The sequence below is a fragment of the Lysinibacillus sp. GW821-FHT14F06 genome, from assembly GCF_058803665.1.
This window is the reverse complement of sequence record NZ_JBXAPF010000002.1, coordinates 264,550-284,074: the sequence shown is the minus strand read 5'-3', so window position 1 is coordinate 284,074 and position 19,525 is coordinate 264,550. Positions and strand designations below refer to the sequence as shown.

Below are 19,525 nucleotides of genomic sequence, written 5' to 3'. Positions count from 1 at the left end.
AAATTCTCAATATTTAAGCAAAATAGTGTCAGTCTCGCTACAAAATGTACACAATTAAGTAAATTAAAAAAGACTATTAAGCTAAAAATACGAACAAAAATATAATTATATAGGTGTTTATTGAGATTATATTCGTAATTTATTAACCATTATAATTTGTTTTATATTAAATGTTCGTGTTTGTGTGGCGGGAAAAGGTTTGAGTACCCAAACTTCTATCTTCTTTTTATAGCTTTATTCTTTTCTTTAAATCTAAAGAATTTATTTTCAGGGGCTATATAAGACCACTTATATTCGTTTTAGGACCACTTGTAGAGCAAAGGTAGAATCCAATAAATTGAAATGCTACAGTATAAAACAGAGCGAGGGAATGTGGTTAAAATTATCTACTATTCATATATTTTCAGAGGTGTATGGAGAAAAGCATACTTAACTTATGTAGAAAAAGTTAAAAAACTAAATTTTAGGAGATTGTAGTATGAATAAAAAAGCATGGCTAATTGTTAGTTGTTGTTTAGCGGTTATAATATCTAGTTATTCTATTGTTCAATATTTTTTTATGGACGCACATGAAGCAGGGTTTGTAAAACTAAAGCTTATGTTGAATTCTACATTAAGCTCTCTGTGGTACATAATGCTATATATACATATTATATTTGGTGTTTTAGCATTAGTAATCGGTCCCTTTACGTTATTCTCAAAATTTAGAGAAAAAAATATTAAACTCCATCGTACAATGGGAAGAATTTATATGATTGGTATTTTATTTGGTGGTATTTCAGGGCTTTATTTGGCATTTCATGCAACTGGAGGGGTAATGTCTCAGTTAGGCTTTGGCCTTTTATCTATATTTTGGCTGATTACAGCTTCACAGGCACTTGCTAACATTAAGCATAAAAAAATTGATACACATGAAAAGTGGATGATTAGAAATTATTCCTTAACCTTTGCAGCTGTCACATTAAGAATCTGGCTAGCTTTATTTACGGGATTATTCGGATTTCAACATTTTGAAATTAGTTATACAATTATCGCTTGGGTCTGTTGGGTACCTAATTTAATGGTTGCGGAATGGTTTATTAAACGGAAACATAAAAAGAGGGAATCAAAGTTACTAGTTGGAACATAAAATTTTCTAAAGTCGAACCTATTATTTAGCTATCAAAACATGCTGACTTATGCAGCTTCAAAAAACAAGGCTGAAAACAGATAAACAACACAACTTTCGGTATAATGAATATTGACAATGATTCAAAGGGGTGTTCAAATGTTTACAGTAGAAGAAGCATGTTTAGTGGTTGTCGATGTACAAGGGAAGTTAGCAACGATCGTGGATGAAAGTGATGCCATAATTCAAAATGTCTCTAAACTGACTCAAGCAATGCAAGTACTGGGAGTACCGGTTTTATGGCTAGAGCAGAATCCAAGCCGTTTAGGTGGTACCGCATTAGAAATTGCCCAACATATTCAGGGGCAGCCGATAGCCAAAATGGCATTTAGTGCTTGCCAAGAGGAAGAATTTATGACAGCATTAAAAACCACTGGTCGTTCACAATTTGTTGTGACTGGAATTGAAACGCATATCTGTGTCTATCAAACAGCCCGACAGCTGAAAGAGCAGGGCTTTGAGGTTGAAGTTGCCGTAGATGCGGTATCCTCTCGTACAAAGGAAAATAAAGAGCTAGGGATAGAGAAAATGAAGGCGCTTGGCATTTTACCAACAAGTACGGAAATGATTTTATATGAGCTCCTGCAAAGAGCAGATCATGAGCATTTTAAAACAATACTGCAACTTGTAAAGTAAACGATAGAAAAAATACGGGTTTTTCATGGATGTTTGAAGGGGTATTAAGGATTTGTTCAAACATCTCCAAAAGAAAAAGCAAAGTCGCATATAGGTGCGACTTTGCTTTTTTATGCAGGCATTTCAGTTGGTGTTGGTTTAGCATAGCCTTCTTTATATGTGTCATCTATTGCTTGACGAATTTCCTTAAGACTCATGCCGTCCTTATGCATTTTGGCAGATTGTACAGCAATTTCGAGACATACCAAACAGCGAGTACCATGATCATCCCAGACGATTACACCATCTTTACGTTTCTCCTGGATAAAACAGTTTAAATTACTTTTATGTCCTACAGATTCGCCACAGCCACAATAGCATGGAATCCACTCCAGAATTTCTGTGGCTTGTCCTGCAACTTGATACACTAAGCGAATATTTTCAGGTTGACTGTCTAAAAAGGAAGGGAGAACGTCAGCAGACGCTGTTTCTTCCTGAATATCACCAGAATCATGGGCATGTCCCTCATGTGAAGCTTCTTTTTGCTCAGAGTTCTGATTCGAATCCTGATTTGATTCCACAGCCTTTTTTTCATCACTGCAAGCACTTAACACTAATAACGACATAGCAAAAAGAAAAATTAGTTTTTTCAACATAACGCCTCCTAGATGTTAACACTACTGCCATTATAGCATCGGTAGCTGAAACAATTATAGGAAGAGTAGGGAAGATTTAATGAAATATATCTAAACCACGTGTTTTGTTCATGAAATGTTCCATTTTCTCACTCAATAATTTTTTTAAGAAGTAGCCAAATAAAATAAAGACTAACCAGAAGCAAGTTAAAAAGGCTAAATCTATCCAGACCTTTGTCCAAATTATACCGCCAACTGCCTCTCGCATCATTTCTATTGCGTAGGTAAAGGGCAGAAATGGGTTAATCAACTGGAAAAAACTTGGAAGTAATTCAACTGGATATGTGCCACCAGAACCAGCAATTTGTAGCACTAGCATAACAATTGCTAATGCTTTTCCTACATTTCCGAACACGGATACGAGTGTATAGACAACTGTTACAAACACTAAGCTAATAAAAAGGCCAAAAGGTATAAAGTAATATGGAGAACTAATGGATCCATCTAAAAGAACAATATCGCCAATTGTAATAATCAGTGTTTGGATTAAAGAAAACGTAGCAAAAGTTAATAGTCGCCCAAAATAGATAGCACGAATACTATATTGTGAATGATTGTAAACATCTACGGCTAATAATGAAATTAACAATAAACAACCCACCCATATAGACAATACTGTATAAAATGGAGTCATAGCGGTTCCATAATTTGCGATAGGAAACATTCTATGCTCCACAAGCTTAATAGGCTCTTCAAAGAATTCACGTTCCGCATTAACGTCATTTTTTAGCAATTGAACAATTTCAGATATGTCTGCTTCATTTTCTAATGTTCGAAGCTTCTCTGCAAGATCTCTAATTTTGGTACTAAGAGTAGGAAAATCGGCTTGTACTTTAGAAATGGTATTATTGGCTGTTTCTAATGTTTTTTTGGCATTTTTTAAGCGATTTGTTGCATCTGGTATGGAATTTTTTACATTTTTTAACATGGCGGATGCATTTGTTAATGTATTTTTAGCAGATGACAAGGTTGTATAAATTTGTGGTTCCAGATTATTATTATAATGCGTAACGAATTGTTGAAGGTTGTTAGCAGCAGTTTGTGCAATGGCTTGAAGATCAGCGAGATCCTTTTTTATGGTTTCTTCATCCAAGACATTAAGTTTCTGCACGTTTGTGTGGACATCTAATAGTAACGTGTTGAGCTGCTGTAAGGATGTTAATGTGTTGAATGAATAGTCAGTTAAACTTGGATTTACCTGTAAATTTCCTCTTATAGCTTCAAGTTTTGCGATAGGCTCCTTATTGACATTTTCAGCATTGTTTTGCTGAAGAGACGCAATAATCGTATCAAGTGTGCTTTCAAGTTGCTTGCGTGAAGATGTGTCAGCTTGGGTTAAATCTTGGAGTGCTTCAAGAGTCTTGATGCTATTATTGACTTTTTTACGTGATTCCTCTAGCTGTTTTTGAATCGTTTCCTTTGTTTGTGCAATTTTCAATGTATTCACAGATGGACTTTTTAACTTCTCTAATAGCTCTGAAAAATGTTGGGCAATTTGTTGAACAGTTTCTAAATCCTTTTTAATGGTTGGAGATAGCTGATTAAACAGTGTCTCTGCTTCATTCATTAATGTTAAACCATGCTGTATAGTTGTAAGTCCATCATTGGTTAATGCCTCAACCTTTGGCACCTGTTTAATGGTGTTATCTAACATTGATTCGGCTTCCTTACCACCTTTTGCAGTTTGTGCTAAAAATGTTTCAATATCAGGTAGATGATGCTCAATGGTAAATATATAATGTTCAAATTTTCTAAAATCAGGTATTTCCCGTTCCATTTCAACGCCTATCGTATTAAAAATAGAAAAAAGTGTTCCATTAACAGTTGAAACAAATTCATTAGAAACCTGTTGCGTCAGCACACTAGCCCCTTTACTAGTGATTTTTGGTGCAATGGGATTGATTTTTTCATTCACGTAATAATCGATATGTGCTTTTGTTGGCTGATTGGATAGGATAGAGGTGAGTTTTTGAGAAAAATCACTAGGGACAATGATCACCGCAAAATAATCGCCATTTTGTAATTGATGAATGGCTTGTTTATGAGATAAAAATTTCCAAGAAAAATTTTTATTTGTTTTTAAATTGTTGACTACCTCATTCCCAACATTGATCTCCTCTCCTCTAACGGTAGTTCCTGTGTCTTCATTGACTACAGCAATTTTCATGTTGGCTGTGTGAGCGTACGGATCCATAGATGCGTAGATATTAAGCCATGCATATAGAGAGGGTAAAAAGATGAGCCCGCCAATAATGACAGCAACTACCCAGTTTGTTAAAATATTATGGATATCTCTTTTATAAATTTGAAAGCTATGTTGGATAGTGTGTTTCATAGTAACCACTCCACATTCATTTTGAGCTAAACCTTTATTATGTATGTTCCCAAATTTGGGCGAAATTATGTTTGAATTGTGGAAAAACTTATTTTTAAAGGCAAATTAGTTTACTAGGATTTCAAAACACTTTATAATCAAATCGCGAATACACTAAAAGTAGGGTATTTTTAGTGTCTAAAAGGAGGAACGCATGAAAAAATTACTAATTATTGGCTCCATTATTGTTGTACTATTTGCAGCAATTATTGTGCTAACAAATGTGTCGAACAAAAGTAAGTTAGCAAACGCAAAGGATCTGTATGGCGACAAAGATCTAAAACAAGAAACAATCGATCAATTAGATGATAAAAACTACCAAAATATTATGCTACCTGATGAATTAGAGAAAAAAATAAAAGCTGGAGAAGATGTAAACGCTTATTTCTTCAGTCCAGTATGTATGCATTGTAAAGCATTTACACCTGTATTAATGCCGATTGCTGATGAACTTGGTGTTAATATTGCCCAGTTAAATATTTACGAATTTGATGATTTATCTAATAAATACAATATCGAAGCGACACCAACATTTATCCGCTTCGAGGGCGGTAAAGAGGTTAACCGCTTTGTAGGTGCATTATCCGAGGAAGATTTACGAACATTCTTAAAGACAGAAGTACTAAAAAAATAGCATGAATGATGAGACTGTCTCAAAAGTTAAAATTTTGAGCAGTCTTTTTTTAATTGTAGTTAGTGTATACTAAATATACTGAAAAGTTGTAAATTGGAGGAATATGGAATGACGATGGATGATTATTTTTATAATGGAGAGTTAATGAAATGTTATGAAGCAGCTAAGCAAGTGACAGATGAAGGGGAAAAGGCATTAGCTGATAAATATATAAGATTATTGGAAGAGTATGATTTTGCTAACTACCCAAAGCCTATGCTAGCAGTTGAAATGCAGCAGGAGGAGCGTGCAGATGAAAGCTATCCTGAATCGGATGCTGTCGTTGAAATTCGTGTAATAAAGGATGAGACGGAGTTTTCTAAGCGTATCCAGGAGTTAGAGAATATAGCGAAAATAGGTACACCCTATGAAAAGGCACAATCATTTTTTACGCAGGGTGAATTATTTTTGTTTGCGCACCATTACAATGAAAGTGTACATTGTTTTAAACAAGCAGTGAGAGAAAATCCAAATAAGGCTTTATACTGGGGAATTACTGGACAAACAATGCATCGTTTTGGTTGGATGCCCTTTGATGCACTTGGTTATATAGAGCAAGCGATTCATTTAGATCCCAAAAATGCACGCTGGAAATGGAATAAAGCGCTTGTCCTGATTCAATTAGCGAAGGATTTACAGCTGGCACCGTTTATGGCAAATGCTGCGATTACCTTAGAGGAGGCCCTTGCTGCTTGTGGAGAGCATCAGCGCTCATTGCGAAAAGCTATTCAAAATACAATTGATAATATGGATAGCTACGTATTTTCATAATAACGGAAAGATGTCTCAAAAATCGAGGCATCTTTTTTTAGTGAAATCATTCAAGTTTTATCGTGCTAAAATTATCTAGCATTTGAAGGGAAATGGTATTGAAGCTAATATTTTTACGGCAATAATCTGTGTTTTCTTAATAATAAAATGGATATTAGAAACCTCTGTTTTTAGAGATGTTTTATAGTATAATTATTCCAATATTTCTATATGAAATATTTGAAAGTAATCTTAAGCAAAGGAGGGAAGTAACAATGTGGAAATTCAATGATGATTTTTCATTTGTAAAGAGAGGGAGTCAATTTCTTGTATTAACAGTAATTTTCTTAAGTGTCGTTGCTTTAGGTGGTGACCAATTCTATGGGATCTTCGGTAAGAACAACTATGTCACAATTCATTTAATGATGGAAATCCTTATAATTGTGGTAACGATGGCGATTTCGATTCAGGCTTGGCTAGTTTCTCCTTATATTTTATCGAATCGAGTTCTCTATGCTGGCGCTTTATTTTTAACCATTAGCTTAATAGAAATAGCCCATACCCTATCCTATAAAGGAATGCCTTTCTTCATTACAGAAAGTACACCGTATGCTGCCACATGGTTCTATATACTAGGGAGATTGCTATTATCGATTGGTGGTCTTATTCTTCTTTTCACGAAAGACAAGGAAGTTAAAATAACCTTTCGTTGGCTAATTTATACGCTGCCATTTTTAATAATCGTAGCTTGCTTTGCCATTATTTATGCCCCAACATCTATCTTGCCATCACTAATCATTGAAGGAGAAGGACCTACAGCATTAAAAAATACTTTGCAATATTTAGCAATAGTGTTACACATCGTCATTATCATTGTTTTACTAAGTAAGTTTAAGCAAGCACCAAAAATAATTTTTCTTTCCGTGAGCAGCGCAATTTATTTAATCATGAGTGATTATCTTTTTACAATATATCGTGATGTTTATGACATTAAAAACTTTATTGGTCATATTTTTCAGTTAAGCTCCTTCTACCTTTTATTTAGAGCAATTTATTTTTCATCTATCGAAAGGCCTTTTCAACAACTAATTGATACACAAGGTCATCTAGAAAAATCTCGTGAACAAATGCATTATATGGCCTATCATAATGAAGTAACGAACCTGCCAAATGAGCGTTTTTTTATGGAAACATTAAAAAGAAATTTATACATAACTTCATCGCAAAAAGCTATTCTTGCCATTGGTATAGAAAGAATTTCAGCCATTAAAGCATCTTTAGGTAATACATATGCAGACCAGATGATTGATCTGATTGCACAACGGCTGAAAAACGTTATACCAGAGAAATTTGATCTTTGTATGTTGCGAGAGGATTATTTTGTAATTTTTATCGATGAAGTGGCTCATACCAATCAATTAACCCAGCTGAGTCAGCAGCTTCAATTGGTCATGGAGGAGTCATTTCAAGTACAACATTTTTCACTCAATAGTCAGCTCAATATTGGAATTTCATTATTTCCCACAGATTCAAATAGGGAAGAAGAACTTCTTAGATTTGCACTCTATGCGATGCATGAAGCACATAAAATCCCATCACGTATACGTTTTTATGAATCCACCATGTCTAGTGAAATGACAGAGCGGCTTGTATTAGAAAATGATTTACATGATGCATTAAACAATCAGGAGCTTTATTTGGAATATCAGCCTCAAATCCATTTACAGTCAGGTGAAATAAAGTCAGTGGAAGCTTTAATCAGATGGCAGCATCCAAAAAAGGGATGGATTTCGCCAGGGGTTTTCATTCCAATTGCGGAGGAATCCGGCTTGATTATTCCTATTGGACAATGGGTGTTAGAAACAGCCTGTACACAGGTGAAACAATGGGAAGCAGCTGGCCTACCCCCTATGAAAGTAGCTGTCAATTTATCATTAGGCCAACTTTTTCAGCAAAATCTAGTGGAAATGATACATCATGTGCTTGACAAGACACAAATAGAGCCACACTATTTACAACTGGAAATTACAGAAAGCATGACAATCAACAGCAATCATATGACGACAATTTTACAGCAATTAAAGGGACTTGGTGTAACCATTGCAGTAGATGATTTTGGCACAGGCTATTCATCCCTATCATATCTGAAGGATTTCCCGATTGATTGCTTAAAGATAGATCGATCTTTTGTTCAAAAAATACATGCAGATTCTACAGATAAGGCATTAGTAGACATGATTCTTTCAATGGCCAAACATCTACAGTTAAAGGTAGTAGCAGAGGGAATAGAGGAGATAGATCAGCTAAGCTATTTAGTAAGTAGTAAATGTGATGCTGTACAGGGCTTTTTATTCAGTAAACCCATACCGCCCGAAAGATTGCAGGAATCTTACAAATCGCTTCACAATCATGTGAAGAGTATTTTAGATTCAATTTCAGTTCTAGAAAATTAATATAAACGAGGCTGTTCAGTAAGTCTCATAGATTTCAAAATACTTCGTATACGAATAATGAATGCTAAATAACATACCTAGTTGTAAAGGGTTTTAGACTCCACAGTAACACATATAGTGTAATTGTGGAGTTTCTTAGCCATTGTAGGGTCATCTAAACCTATTTTTGGATAATATTCCTATGTAAACGATTTCATTTATTTGTAATATTCATAAAATAATAACAATTTATGATTCTCTTGAGAACATTGGCTTTATAGCGTTGACTTTACTTAAGTGAAGTAATATAATTTTCAAAGTTAAATTGTTTGAATAGTTTTGCAATAAAAATAAATTTGATAATTTCTTAGGATGAAATTTGTTAGTAGGATGGGAGTTTATTTAATGGATATTATGCAAAAAGCAGCGGAGATGCATAGAGAAGCACAGGGGAAAATGAAAATCGTTGCAAAAGTACCTGTACAAGATACATATGATTTAAGCTTAGCGTATTCACCAGGGGTTGCACAGCCCTGTATCGAAATCGAAAACAATCCTCAGGCTGTGTATGATTATACAATCAAAGGAAATTTAGTGGGTATTGTTACGGATGGTACAGCTGTACTTGGGCTTGGTGATATTGGACCTGAGGCTGCACTGCCTGTAATGGAGGGAAAGGCTATTCTTTTAAAACGCTTTGCGGATGTTGATGCATTTCCAATTTGTCTTGCAACAAAGGATGTAGATGAAATTGTGCGTACAGTCAAAGCTATTGCTCCAACTTTCGGAGGAATTAATTTAGAGGATATTTCTGCTCCTCGTTGTTTTGAGATAGAAGACCGCCTTCGTCAGGAATGTAATATTCCTGTATTTCACGATGACCAACATGGCACGGCTATCGTAGTAGGGGCAGGCTTATTAAATGCTGTGAAAATTGTTCATAAAAAACCACAGGATATGAAAGTAGTTATTAATGGTGCTGGTGCAGCAGGGATTGCCATTTTACGTTTATTACTTCAAATGGGCTATGAAAATGTTATCATGTGCGATACAAAGGGAATTATTTATGATGGTCGTCAAGAGGGAATGAATAAGATTAAGGACCAAATTGCGAAGCTTTCTAACCCAGCTAATCTTGAAGGAACATTAGAGGATGCTATTACTGGAAGTGATGTTTTTATCGGTGTTTCAGTTGCCAATCTTTTAACAAAAGCCCATATAGAATCTATGAATGCAGATCCAATTGTCTTTGCTTTAGCAAATCCAAATCCAGAAATAACTTATGATAATGCGCGTGCATGGGGCGTTCGTGTAATGGGGACGGGCCGTTCTGATTATCCTAACCAAGTGAACAATATGTTAGCATTCCCAGGAATTTTTCGTGGTGCACTAGATGTTCGAGCTACAGATATTAACGAAGCGATGAAATTAGCGGCAGTTGAGGCGATTGCATCATTAGTGTCAGAAGAAGTGTTATGTGAAGAGTTTATTATCCCAAAATCTATGGATGAGCGCGTTGCGGGTGTTGTAGCCAAAGCAGTTGGAAGTGCTGCCATTGAATCTGGCGTTTCAGTGTTATTCCAACAACCAACACTACAGGCATAAGTGCTGCCCGTTTCTTTATATTCTACAATCATGGTATGATAGGAACAAAATGATTTGATTTGTAGATATAAAGGACGGGTTTTTATGGCACAAGAAGTGGCAAATAAGTTTATTGAAAATGTGTGCAATCATTTAGTGCGCAATATGAATATTTCAAAGGTAGAGCAGCACTTTACAGAGACAATTGCGATGCAGCGTGAATCGGCACAGTCTCAAATTGATTTTTGGGATAGACTGATGGTAAATATGCTGTATTTTACTGAAAATGAGCAAGTTTGGGAAAATGAATTTCTAAAAATGCTTGTAAACAAAGAGTGGCTAAAGCCAGCAGTGCTTGAGGAAGAGTTATTGATGCATCAGCTGCGCATCCGTCAACAGGTTGCTGAGCAAATCGATGAAGCGAAAGAATTGTTTCATAAGCAGTATGTGACAGATGGATTAGTAGAAGAAGATATCATTTACGATTATGCTTATAGTTCTGCTGGACATTCAATGCGTATGGATTTGATAACGGTGTTAGTGACAACCGCAGAGCAATCAAAATTACTATTTGACGCTAATCCACAAGAAACCATTCGTATTGTTAATGGTTATATTGCATACCATACAGATCAATTAATTAATCGAACAAAATTGATATAAGTTTTTCTAAGAGGCTACCTAATACGTTAGGTAGTTTTTATAATGTCTGAGTAGCATATTGACAAAATGATGGATAACAGTGTACTTTTGAATTAATATAAATGATAATGATTTTCGTTATCGGTAAAATAGGAGGTTGTTTTGTGAGATGTTGCCACTTTAAGTGATACAGAACAAATTATAGCATTTAATGCATTAGCAGCAGCTGGCATTGTAATGACAGGAGAGAGTTTTAAACCAAATGACATTGTAACCTGTCAACAAGGAGCGTTAATGTTGTATCGTGCCATAGGCTATGCCACACAAAAAGAGCTTAATTTTTGGTTCAACACTTGTCTATGTAGATGAAGCAAGTATTTCAAATGTCGAAGCTAGAAAGGCTTTGCACTGTTATACGTAGGAGGTATGATGACTGGAAGGAAAGAATACAGCAGGGGCACTAGTGATAGAGCCAAATGCACATTTAAAGCGTACACAAATGGCAAAAATTTTAAACGGTGCACTGAAATATATGAGCACTAAATAAGTGATGCAGGAATTGAATATGGTAAGATAATAATGATTCCATTTGAAAGGATTTTGTTCATGAATACACCATTTACCTTTAAGCATACACAACCTACTACTATGAACCCTCAAAAAAAATATCCAGCGATTTTTTTATTGCATGGAATGGGTAGTCATGAAGATGATTTACCACAATTAGTGCAAGATTTTAAAGAACAATGCCATGTTTTTAGTCTACGTGGACCTATTACACAAAAGCCTGGTTATGCTTTTTTCACTATCCAGGAGATTGGTAAACCAGACCGTGAAATCTTTGATAAAGTGTTAGTGGCATTACAACGGTTTGTGTTAGAGGCTATTGACGAATATCAAATTGATCCACATAAAGTATTCGTGTTGGGCTTTAGTCAAGGGGCAGTTTTGGCACAATCACTTGCTTTTGTAATGGGCAATTTAATTACTGGTATAGTAGCATTAAGCGGCTATACACCAAAATTTGTCACAGAAGAATACGCAATTCGCCCAATCAATCATTTACGAGCGTTTATTTCTCACGGTGATTATGATTATGTTATTCCGTCACAATGGGGTGCTGAAAGTAAAGAAACTTTCGAACAATTTGGAGCATCGGTAACATTTAAACAGTACGCAGATGGACATGGCGTTACACCAGAAAACCTACGCGACCTAACTACCTTTTTAGCGCAGGAATTACAAGAAAATTATCAATAATGAAAGCCGAGACACAGTTCGTCTCGGCTTTTCATATTGTTTAGAATTTTATTTGGATAAGCTTCGATCTTTATCAGTCACAGCAGCTACTGCATCATGAATCGTTGTTTCAAAATGATTGCTTTGTAAGGAGGATACACCTTGAATGGTAGTTCCACCTGGTGAGCATACCTGATCTACAAGTGCCCATGGATGCTCCTGTGATTGTAAAATCATTTTAGCACTGCCGAGTACAGCATTTGCAGCTATATCTAGCGCCATATTCTTCGGCATTCCTTCGCGTACAGCTGCACGTGCTAAAGCGTCGATATACATATAAGTAAATGCTGGTGAAGCTCCACCTATTGTAGTAAAAATAGAAAATAAATGCTCTGGCACCTCAATAATAGTGCCGACTGTTTCAAACAAGGAAATAATGAGTTGAAGCTGTGCAGTTGATACTTGTTCACTTGCTGTATAGCAGCTTGTGGATGCACCGATAAGGGCATTAATATTAGGCATTACACGAATAATAGGGGTATTTTTAGATAAACGATCTTGTAGATATGTAATATTTTTGCCTGCAGCAATGGAAACAATGACGTGATTGTCATGTAAATATTTTTTCACTTCTGATAAAACCTCTGGCAGCATTTGGGGTTTAACACCAAGGATAATGACATCACAATTTGACATAATGTCTGCGATAGAGCTTGCAGCTTGAATTCCGTAAGAGGTTGCTAATTTTGTTGTTTTGGCTTTCGTCCGATTATAACCATAGATTATGGTAGAATCGAAATCCCCGCTTTTACACATTCCTTTAATAATCGCTGTTGTCATATTTCCAAGGCCGATAAATCCATATTTCACGTGGTGACACTCCTTTATTTAGTTCAAACATATACATTAGTATAAATTAGATTGTTTTTCTTGAATAGCAATATGCAAAGAATCAAGGCAATAAGGTTCAAATTCACAGCAGTCGGTGGTATTATAGAAGATGTTGTGAATGGAACTGTATCTTTAACCTCATTTCGCAAAAAATAAGACGATCAAGAAATCATGTACTTTATGTGAACATAGAGACAGATTCTAGCTAAAAGAGGTAAAATAATAATTTAATATGTTTAATGCAAAATTTGTCGCTTTCTATCGAGGATAGCTTGTAGAAATTAAGAGAGAAAAGGAATTAAGATGAATGGAACAAAATCTAAAAACGGAGCATCAACAACAATCTCGCTCTTCTATTTTAGCGCAAACAGTTAAAACTGGGATTATTAAATCCAATTTAATTCCTATGTGGGCTGGTTTAACGCTAGGGATGTACAAAAATAAAATGACTTTTATCGAGAATATACCTGAAATTATTTTTGCCACGATTGGATCCGCGCTTGTTATTGGAGCCGCTGGGGCATTTAATAATGTCTATGATCGGGACATTGATGCCATTATGCCTCGTACACAAAGTCGTCCTACAGTTACAGGCGAGATGTCCGCAAAATCTACACTGGCTTTAGCGTTTGCTTTGCTTATTTTGGGTGTGGCTGTACTATATCTTGCATCACCTCTAGCTGCGGCATTTGGCTTTCTTGGAGTATTTTTGTATGTAGTGCCATATACAATGTGGACAAAGCGCCGCACTATCTATAATACAGAAATTGGGAGTATAGGAGGGGCAATTCCACCTGTTATTGGTTGGGCCGCAGTTTCTTCCGATATTACACATCCTGCGATACTTGGATTATTTTTTGTCATGGTTATATGGCAGATGCCTCATTTTTATGCGATTGCTATTCGTAAGCATGCTGACTATGAAGCGGCAAAAGTTCCAATGCTTCCCGTTGTAAAAGGAATGCGCCGAACGTATTATCAAACGAACTTTTATTTACTATTACTGATTTTATCAAGCTTCCTATTCGGCTCATTAAGTATTGGTATTATGCTTGTGGCACTATTGCTAAGTATCGCATGGCTTGTTATGAGTATTTACGGCTACCATAGTAACAAGGATCAAATTAAATGGGCGACAAAAATGTTTGTGTTCTCACTGTTCCATATGACTATTTTGTTTTCAACAGTGATTGTGTACTCTTTAGTAGGTGTTATTTTTAAATTGTATTAATGTCATCCTATTACACTAAAAGCCAACAAGTTATTCGTTACTTGCTGGCTTTTTCTTATCCACTGATATGATTTCGCGACTTGGCCATTCCAATGCATGTAATTGCCCGCCAAAGACAGCCCCGCCATCAATGCCAATAATATGATTTTCACCAAAATAGACATTGTAATTAGTTGGATTTTGATGAAGTCTATACGTGGGGGTATGACCAAAGACGACTGTTTTATCTCCTTGATAGCCTGTATGAAATTCTTCTCGTATCCATAACAATTGCATAGGGTCAGTTTCTGCCAAAGCTACACCAGGAACAACACCACCATGCACAAAGATAACATCTTCTAACTCAATATAAGTTTCAAGTGTTTCGATAAGCTGTAAATGTTCTTCGAGCTTCGGTAAGGTCTGAATAAAAGTTGGTAAGGTGTTATTACGAATGGCTTCTTCAAAATCCGCTACCTGATATCCATAGCTTGCAAGCGTAGCATCCCCGCCACATAGCCCTACCCAATGATTCCAAGGCTTTAAATGGCCAGAGCGACAAGCTTTTAGCATAATCGCCTCATGGTTTCCTAGTAGAACCCGTGCACCCATTGCTCGCAATTCGCTCACTAGGTTTAACACACCGCTTGAAGCAGGTCCTCGATCAATATAATCACCTAGTAAAAATAGCTGATCATACGCAGCATTATAATTTGCTGCGATTAATAGTTCCTCAAAGAGTTCTAATTCACCGTGTATATCACTAATAGCTAGTATTCTATTCATACAAGTGCATCCTTTCCAGTTAAGTACAGTTACTATTTAGTATAGAGAATAGTTCTGCAAAATTCGACTTTTCTACCTCTAGACGGATGAGTGATTATGAAAGTTTTCACTTTTCCTAAATAGTATTGATAAATGGAGATTCTTATCTTGTTAATGTTTTCAAGCAAAAGAGATGAATCAAGTCCTATTATCTTAAAATTTTCACTAATGAAAAGTTTACTTTATCATATGTCAGAGTGATTCCAATTCCTTATTCGTTCGTCTATAGTGTTGGGATAGTGGAAAGGAGGGAGCATAGTTGCTACAGCAATTTCAACAAGATTATGAGCAGCACAGTGATACTATTTTTAAATATATTTATTATTTGGTAGGAAACAAGGAACTAGCAGAAGATTTAACACAGGAAACATTCTTTAAAGCCTATCAATACATGCATACATATAGGAAGGAAGCAAACATTGTTACATGGTTAAGAAAAATAGCTCGAAATTTAGTATACGATTACTTTAGACGTAAGCGAATTTTCCAATTTATCCCGTTTTTTCAGAAGGATTGTTTACAAGATAAAGCCTTGTTACCAGAAGAGTTTTTATTGAAAGGAGAAATTTTTTTAGCTGTTTTTCAAGCACTATTTAAGATAAAGCTTGAGTACCGAGAAGCTATTATTTTACGTTACATCGAGGAGCTATCAGTTAAAGAGGTCAGTGATTTACTAGGCTGGAGCGAAGCAAAGGTGAAAAATAATACGACGCGAGGACTTAGGGCAGTACGAAAAATACTAGGGGAGGAGGGGATATGCTATGAATGATCCAATAAAAAATGCTTTACGACAATTACAGGATTTAAAACGATCAACAGAAGACAAAGAGCTAACGTGGAAAAATCTAGAGATAAAAATGCAGGTAGAAACAAAGCGCCATCAATGGCAGTATCGTACAGCTTTTACAGGTGTACTTGTTATGTTATTTTTATTCATCATCTTATTGTTAAATGGCAATGAAAGTTCCAAAAATGCGATGTTTCCTTTAAAGGAGGAAATAGCATCAGTTCATTATGTAGCATCTGATACAAAAAGCCATTTCATTGGTAAAGATTCAAGACTTTATTTGGGCGTGAAAAAGCTATCTTCAAAGTCCTATAGGCAACTAGAAAAATTTTTAGCCCTACATCAAGTAATAATTCCAAGCAAAAGTGAAATTCAAGCGTTTGATAATAATACGTATGATTTAGTTATTACTTTTAAAGATGGACATCAGCAACGCCTAAAATGGAATCGTTATGTTAACGAAAATGGAGAATTATTAATGCTTGATTGGGATAAAAAAATATATTATAAAATCCCTAAAGACATAGCCGTGAATATGAATGAGGAAATTTTAGCACTCAAAAATGATTTTAAGAATTGGTCATTATGGCCACTTATTATTCTAGGAGTTATGATAGTGGAAACTCTTTTGAATTTTTTAATACGAAAAAAATACAGGCTCCCGAAAAAGCCAGACCTCTGTCCAGAAAAAAAGTGGATGCTAGTGGATTTTGGTGTGTTAATGCTTATACTTTTTGCAGCAATTAATTTAAAGAGTCCATTGTATGTAGGTTGGTTAATACCTGTCGCAATTCTATTATGCTGTTGGCAATTTTGGATTAATCAAAAATTAACGCCACACCGTGGTTATATGGAACTTCGATTATTACGTGTTGCTTATCTTTTATCCATTATTATGTATTTAATAATTATGTTTGCATCATAAATAGGTGGCCATCAACTAACAGTCAGTGGGGATAAGGAAAACCCCACCGATTGTCTTATAGACAGTATGTTTGTTTATTCTTTGAGTTTTCGCCATGCTTGCTTTGCAATATTTTCGTCAAATGTTGATAGTAATCGATAGTTATTGGAATCTAGAATTCGAAAATGTTGACTAATGACATTTTGCTGTAGGCGATAACTACTGTATTCACTTAGGTTTTTCCACCATATGTAACCACCCATTGTTTTTTCTTTTGGCTGTAATGTTCCATTGTTCGCAATCAAATCCACAACCTCAAGTGGATCGCCACCAAGCTCATGCTGTAAAATTGAGCTTTCTCGGCATAAGGTACAAACTGCCACTGTTGTTGTCCAACCAGTGTGTATACGACCTTTTTCAATTTGAACAAGTGTTTTTTTAGAGAGCCCTAGTAAATCGCTCATCTGATCCTGTGTTAAATTTTTTTCAGTACGGATTAATTTCAGTTTTTCTGAAATAAGTGTGATTAATTGTTCACGATTCATCCAAACACCCTTTCTTTCAGATCGTTAAGTACCATTATACATCAAAGCATGGAGAGCATGTTTTCGGTTTTGTTGTATTCAAATTGGCTAATAGTAATGTAAAACAGACTGTTCAAATGATTTTGAACAGTCTGTATTATCCTGCATACAGTAGAGCTCCTACTTCAACATGTAGGTGAAGCTTATAATTGAAGTAAGAGTTATACTATTCACCAAAACTCAATTGGTTTAGGCAACAGTATTTTAGTCACACAGGATATGAAGTTTCACCGTATCGTTAAATTTCGTATTTTTTTGTGTCTGAAATAACGCGGAAATGAATTCCTTTAATTTGAGCGCTTATTTTATGACGAAGAGTATCAATATCGACAAGCTCATCTTTATCATTCACACATTCTGCAATTTCCTGTAATAGCTTCGTAAAGGCTTCTTTGAAGAGTGTGCGCATATTATCGAAATCCAGACTACGGAAGTTGCCATCAATATCAAATGCTTCGACAGAATTTAATTGCTTTGAAGCTCCAGCAAAACGATCGTCGTAAACTGTATAGTTTTCATCCGTGACAACGATAATATATAATATTTCACCTGTAATCGTTTTTAGTTCGATATTCGTTTTGTGTTTTTTGACGTCCGTAATAATGTGTATACCATCCGAATGATATAGCTTAAACAATTTCATATGTGATACCCCCTGAAAATAGAATCATATTCACACTTCATTATATAGGGATATGGCTAATAATGGAATAAGGCGAAAGTATATGAAAAATTAAAATAGCCCTATTCATGAAATACCAGTAAAACTAAAAATGATTTAAACTATCAAAAAAATCGTATCTTAGTTATTAGGCTTGAACAATAGAGGGTGCTGCTTTTCGAAGAGGTCGCACCTCAATATAATGTAGTTGATGCCCTTGCTGCTCGTAGATACTAAAAACATATGGAGCTAGTTCAATGTTTTTCATAGCTTTAATCCCATTATTTACTGTTAAGAACCATCCGCCGAGCGTTTCAACTTCTTCTGCTTCAAGCGTAATATTTAATAAATTTTCAACATCTTCAACAAGCATTTTAGCATTTAAAATGTAGTGATTGTCATTTATTTTTCGAATTTCTGCAATTTCATCATCGTCAAATTCATCACGAATTTCACCAACAATTTCTTCTAAAATATCCTCGACAGTAACAAGACCTGATGTACCACCATATTCATCCATTAGAATGGCCATATGAATGCGTTCCTTCTGCATGCGTACCAATAATTGTTGAATAGGAATCGTTTCAATCACTCGAATTACAGGATTGATGAAATCCTCTAATACTAGTGATTCGTCCGTTAGTTGCTCAAGCAATCCGTAGGTAAATAATTCTTTGGCGTTAATAAAGCCTAAAATATTATCACGATCTCCATCATAAACAGGGTATCGTGTATATTTTTCATCAGCGATAAAATGGATCATATTTGTAAAAGATTCGTTCTTCTCAATTCCCGCAATTTCTGTGCGAGGTACCATAATTTCACGAGCAATACGTTCGTCAAACTCAAACACATTATTCACAAATTTGAGCTCAGTTTTATTGATTTCACCGCTTTTAAAGCTCTCCGATAGTAGTAATCGTAATTCTTCCTCAGTATGTGATAATTCATGCTCAGAAGCAGGCTTCATGCCAAAAAGTCCAACTAGTACACGAGCAGAACCATTTAAGAACCAAATAAATGGATACATCATCTTATAGAATAGCATAATGGGCTTGGCAAACAACAATGTAATCGTTTCAGCCTTTTGAATAGCAGCAGTTTTAGGTGCTAATTCACCGACAACAACATGTAAAAATGTAGCAATCGCGAAAGCACTACCAATTGTGAAAATCGTCATATATTTATCAGAAATGCCAACCATCTCGAAAAGGGGATGCAGCATAAATTCAAAAGTTTTTTCACCAACCATCCCGATACCAAGTGCTGTTACAGTAATACCAAGCTGACAGGCAGATAAGTATTCATCCAAATGATTGACAACATGCTTAGCAGGAATAGCTTTTTTATTGCCCTCCCCAATTAATTGATCTAGCCTAGAGGAACGAACTTTTACGATGGCAAATTCAGTTGCTACGAAAAAGCCAGTTAAAGCTAATAAAATGGTAAAAATCGATAAGTTAAGTATGGTCTCCAAATAGTCGTTCTGTA

Annotated in this window: 18 protein-coding genes; 11 read left to right on the top strand and 7 right to left on the bottom strand. The window is 35.5% G+C overall.

Annotation, left to right across the window (positions count from 1 at the left end):
• The first annotated feature begins 478 nt into the window (after window positions 1-478).
• Window positions 479-1,129 carry a DUF2306 domain-containing protein gene (locus AC1RNS_RS03640; RefSeq protein ID WP_492990828.1) on the top strand — a complete coding sequence of 217 codons (651 nt, stop codon included), beginning with the start codon at window positions 479-481 and terminating at the stop codon, window positions 1,127-1,129.
• A 138-nt stretch (window positions 1,130-1,267) separates the two neighbouring features.
• A complete protein-coding gene (locus AC1RNS_RS03635; protein ID WP_492990826.1) occupies window positions 1,268-1,804 on the top strand; it encodes a hydrolase in 537 nt (178 codons plus the stop codon).
• Window positions 1,805-1,914: 110 nt separating this feature from the next.
• Here AC1RNS_RS03635 and AC1RNS_RS03630 read toward each other — a convergent pair whose 3' ends face one another.
• Complete coding sequence (locus tag AC1RNS_RS03630) at window positions 1,915-2,439, bottom strand: PCYCGC motif-containing (lipo)protein (RefSeq protein ID WP_492990825.1); 525 nt, start codon at window positions 2,437-2,439, stop codon at window positions 1,915-1,917.
• A gap of 76 nt (window positions 2,440-2,515) precedes the next feature.
• Complete coding sequence (locus AC1RNS_RS03625) at window positions 2,516-4,813, bottom strand: YhgE/Pip family protein (RefSeq protein ID WP_492990824.1); 2,298 nt, start codon at window positions 4,811-4,813, stop codon at window positions 2,516-2,518.
• A gap of 193 nt (window positions 4,814-5,006) precedes the next feature.
• On the opposite strand from AC1RNS_RS03625, the gene AC1RNS_RS03620 reads away from it, so the two are divergent.
• The 6 genes from AC1RNS_RS03620 to AC1RNS_RS03595 all read left to right on the top strand — a co-directional run bounded on the left by AC1RNS_RS03620 (window position 5,007) and on the right by AC1RNS_RS03595 (window position 12,193).
• The gene (locus tag AC1RNS_RS03620) at window positions 5,007-5,486 is read left to right on the top strand and encodes a thioredoxin family protein (protein WP_492990822.1); all 480 of its coding nucleotides are present in this window, start codon (window positions 5,007-5,009) and stop codon (window positions 5,484-5,486) included.
• A 108-nt stretch (window positions 5,487-5,594) separates the two neighbouring features.
• Entirely contained in the window at window positions 5,595-6,296 is a 702-nt protein-coding gene (locus AC1RNS_RS03615; RefSeq protein ID WP_492990821.1) for an O-linked GlcNAc transferase, read from the top strand.
• A 254-nt stretch (window positions 6,297-6,550) separates the two neighbouring features.
• The gene (locus AC1RNS_RS03610; protein WP_492990820.1) at window positions 6,551-8,728 is read left to right on the top strand and encodes a bifunctional diguanylate cyclase/phosphodiesterase; all 2,178 of its coding nucleotides are present in this window, start codon (window positions 6,551-6,553) and stop codon (window positions 8,726-8,728) included.
• Window positions 8,729-9,112: 384 nt separating this feature from the next.
• Window positions 9,113-10,312 carry an NAD(P)-dependent malic enzyme gene (locus AC1RNS_RS03605; RefSeq protein WP_492990819.1) on the top strand — a complete coding sequence of 400 codons (1,200 nt, stop codon included), beginning with the start codon at window positions 9,113-9,115 and terminating at the stop codon, window positions 10,310-10,312.
• Between the two features lie 84 nt (window positions 10,313-10,396).
• The gene (locus AC1RNS_RS03600) at window positions 10,397-10,954 is read left to right on the top strand and encodes a hypothetical protein (protein WP_492990817.1); all 558 of its coding nucleotides are present in this window, start codon (window positions 10,397-10,399) and stop codon (window positions 10,952-10,954) included.
• Between the two features lie 585 nt (window positions 10,955-11,539).
• Complete coding sequence (locus tag AC1RNS_RS03595) at window positions 11,540-12,193, top strand: alpha/beta hydrolase (RefSeq protein WP_492990816.1); 654 nt, start codon at window positions 11,540-11,542, stop codon at window positions 12,191-12,193.
• Window positions 12,194-12,241: 48 nt separating this feature from the next.
• Here AC1RNS_RS03595 and proC read toward each other — a convergent pair whose 3' ends face one another.
• Entirely contained in the window at window positions 12,242-13,042 is an 801-nt protein-coding gene (gene proC / locus AC1RNS_RS03590; RefSeq protein WP_492990814.1) for a pyrroline-5-carboxylate reductase, read from the bottom strand.
• A gap of 328 nt (window positions 13,043-13,370) precedes the next feature.
• On the opposite strand from proC, the gene cyoE reads away from it, so the two are divergent.
• Window positions 13,371-14,294 carry a heme o synthase gene (cyoE, locus tag AC1RNS_RS03585; protein WP_492990812.1) on the top strand — a complete coding sequence of 308 codons (924 nt, stop codon included), beginning with the start codon at window positions 13,371-13,373 and terminating at the stop codon, window positions 14,292-14,294.
• A 30-nt stretch (window positions 14,295-14,324) separates the two neighbouring features.
• On the opposite strand, the gene AC1RNS_RS03580 is transcribed toward cyoE, so the two are convergent.
• The gene (locus AC1RNS_RS03580; RefSeq protein WP_492990811.1) at window positions 14,325-15,059 is read right to left on the bottom strand and encodes a metallophosphoesterase; all 735 of its coding nucleotides are present in this window, start codon (window positions 15,057-15,059) and stop codon (window positions 14,325-14,327) included.
• A 298-nt stretch (window positions 15,060-15,357) separates the two neighbouring features.
• On the opposite strand from AC1RNS_RS03580, the gene AC1RNS_RS03575 reads away from it, so the two are divergent.
• Both AC1RNS_RS03575 and AC1RNS_RS03570 read left to right on the top strand, forming a co-directional pair.
• Window positions 15,358-15,867, top strand: a complete 510-nt coding sequence (locus tag AC1RNS_RS03575; protein ID WP_492990810.1) for an RNA polymerase sigma factor — start codon at window positions 15,358-15,360, stop codon at window positions 15,865-15,867.
• Window positions 15,860-16,810, top strand: coding sequence for a hypothetical protein (locus AC1RNS_RS03570; RefSeq protein ID WP_492990809.1), 951 nt, complete (start codon window positions 15,860-15,862; stop codon window positions 16,808-16,810). The genes AC1RNS_RS03575 and AC1RNS_RS03570 overlap by 8 nt, the downstream gene beginning before the upstream one ends.
• A gap of 74 nt (window positions 16,811-16,884) precedes the next feature.
• On the opposite strand, the gene AC1RNS_RS03565 is transcribed toward AC1RNS_RS03570, so the two are convergent.
• The 3 genes from AC1RNS_RS03565 to AC1RNS_RS03555 form a co-directional block, all read right to left on the bottom strand.
• On the bottom strand, window positions 16,885-17,334 hold the full coding sequence (locus AC1RNS_RS03565; RefSeq protein ID WP_492990808.1) for a helix-turn-helix transcriptional regulator: 450 nt from the start codon (window positions 17,332-17,334) through the stop codon (window positions 16,885-16,887).
• Window positions 17,335-17,611: 277 nt separating this feature from the next.
• The gene (locus tag AC1RNS_RS03560; RefSeq protein WP_427544735.1) at window positions 17,612-18,016 is read right to left on the bottom strand and encodes a hypothetical protein; all 405 of its coding nucleotides are present in this window, start codon (window positions 18,014-18,016) and stop codon (window positions 17,612-17,614) included.
• 166 nt (window positions 18,017-18,182) lie between these two features.
• Window positions 18,183-19,511, bottom strand: a complete 1,329-nt coding sequence (locus AC1RNS_RS03555; RefSeq protein WP_492990806.1) for a hemolysin family protein — start codon at window positions 19,509-19,511, stop codon at window positions 18,183-18,185.
• Window positions 19,512-19,525: the final 14 nt, after the last annotated feature.

Coding starts and splice junctions, on each gene's coding strand:
- AC1RNS_RS03640 (WP_492990828.1), top strand. CDS start 479: ATGAATAAAAAAGCATGGCTAATTGTTAGTTGTTGTTTAGCGGTTATA.
- AC1RNS_RS03635 (WP_492990826.1), top strand. CDS start 1,268: ATGTTTACAGTAGAAGAAGCATGTTTAGTGGTTGTCGATGTACAAGGG.
- AC1RNS_RS03630 (WP_492990825.1), bottom strand. CDS start 2,439: ATGTTGAAAAAACTAATTTTTCTTTTTGCTATGTCGTTATTAGTGTTA.
- AC1RNS_RS03625 (WP_492990824.1), bottom strand. CDS start 4,813: ATGAAACACACTATCCAACATAGCTTTCAAATTTATAAAAGAGATATC.
- AC1RNS_RS03620 (WP_492990822.1), top strand. CDS start 5,007: ATGAAAAAATTACTAATTATTGGCTCCATTATTGTTGTACTATTTGCA.
- AC1RNS_RS03615 (WP_492990821.1), top strand. CDS start 5,595: ATGACGATGGATGATTATTTTTATAATGGAGAGTTAATGAAATGTTAT.
- AC1RNS_RS03610 (WP_492990820.1), top strand. CDS start 6,551: ATGTGGAAATTCAATGATGATTTTTCATTTGTAAAGAGAGGGAGTCAA.
- AC1RNS_RS03605 (WP_492990819.1), top strand. CDS start 9,113: ATGGATATTATGCAAAAAGCAGCGGAGATGCATAGAGAAGCACAGGGG.
- AC1RNS_RS03600 (WP_492990817.1), top strand. CDS start 10,397: ATGGCACAAGAAGTGGCAAATAAGTTTATTGAAAATGTGTGCAATCAT.
- AC1RNS_RS03595 (WP_492990816.1), top strand. CDS start 11,540: ATGAATACACCATTTACCTTTAAGCATACACAACCTACTACTATGAAC.
- cyoE (WP_492990812.1), top strand. CDS start 13,371: ATGGAACAAAATCTAAAAACGGAGCATCAACAACAATCTCGCTCTTCT.
- AC1RNS_RS03580 (WP_492990811.1), bottom strand. CDS start 15,059: ATGAATAGAATACTAGCTATTAGTGATATACACGGTGAATTAGAACTC.
- AC1RNS_RS03570 (WP_492990809.1), top strand. CDS start 15,860: ATGAATGATCCAATAAAAAATGCTTTACGACAATTACAGGATTTAAAA.
- AC1RNS_RS03565 (WP_492990808.1), bottom strand. CDS start 17,334: ATGAATCGTGAACAATTAATCACACTTATTTCAGAAAAACTGAAATTA.
- AC1RNS_RS03560 (WP_427544735.1), bottom strand. CDS start 18,016: ATGAAATTGTTTAAGCTATATCATTCGGATGGTATACACATTATTACG.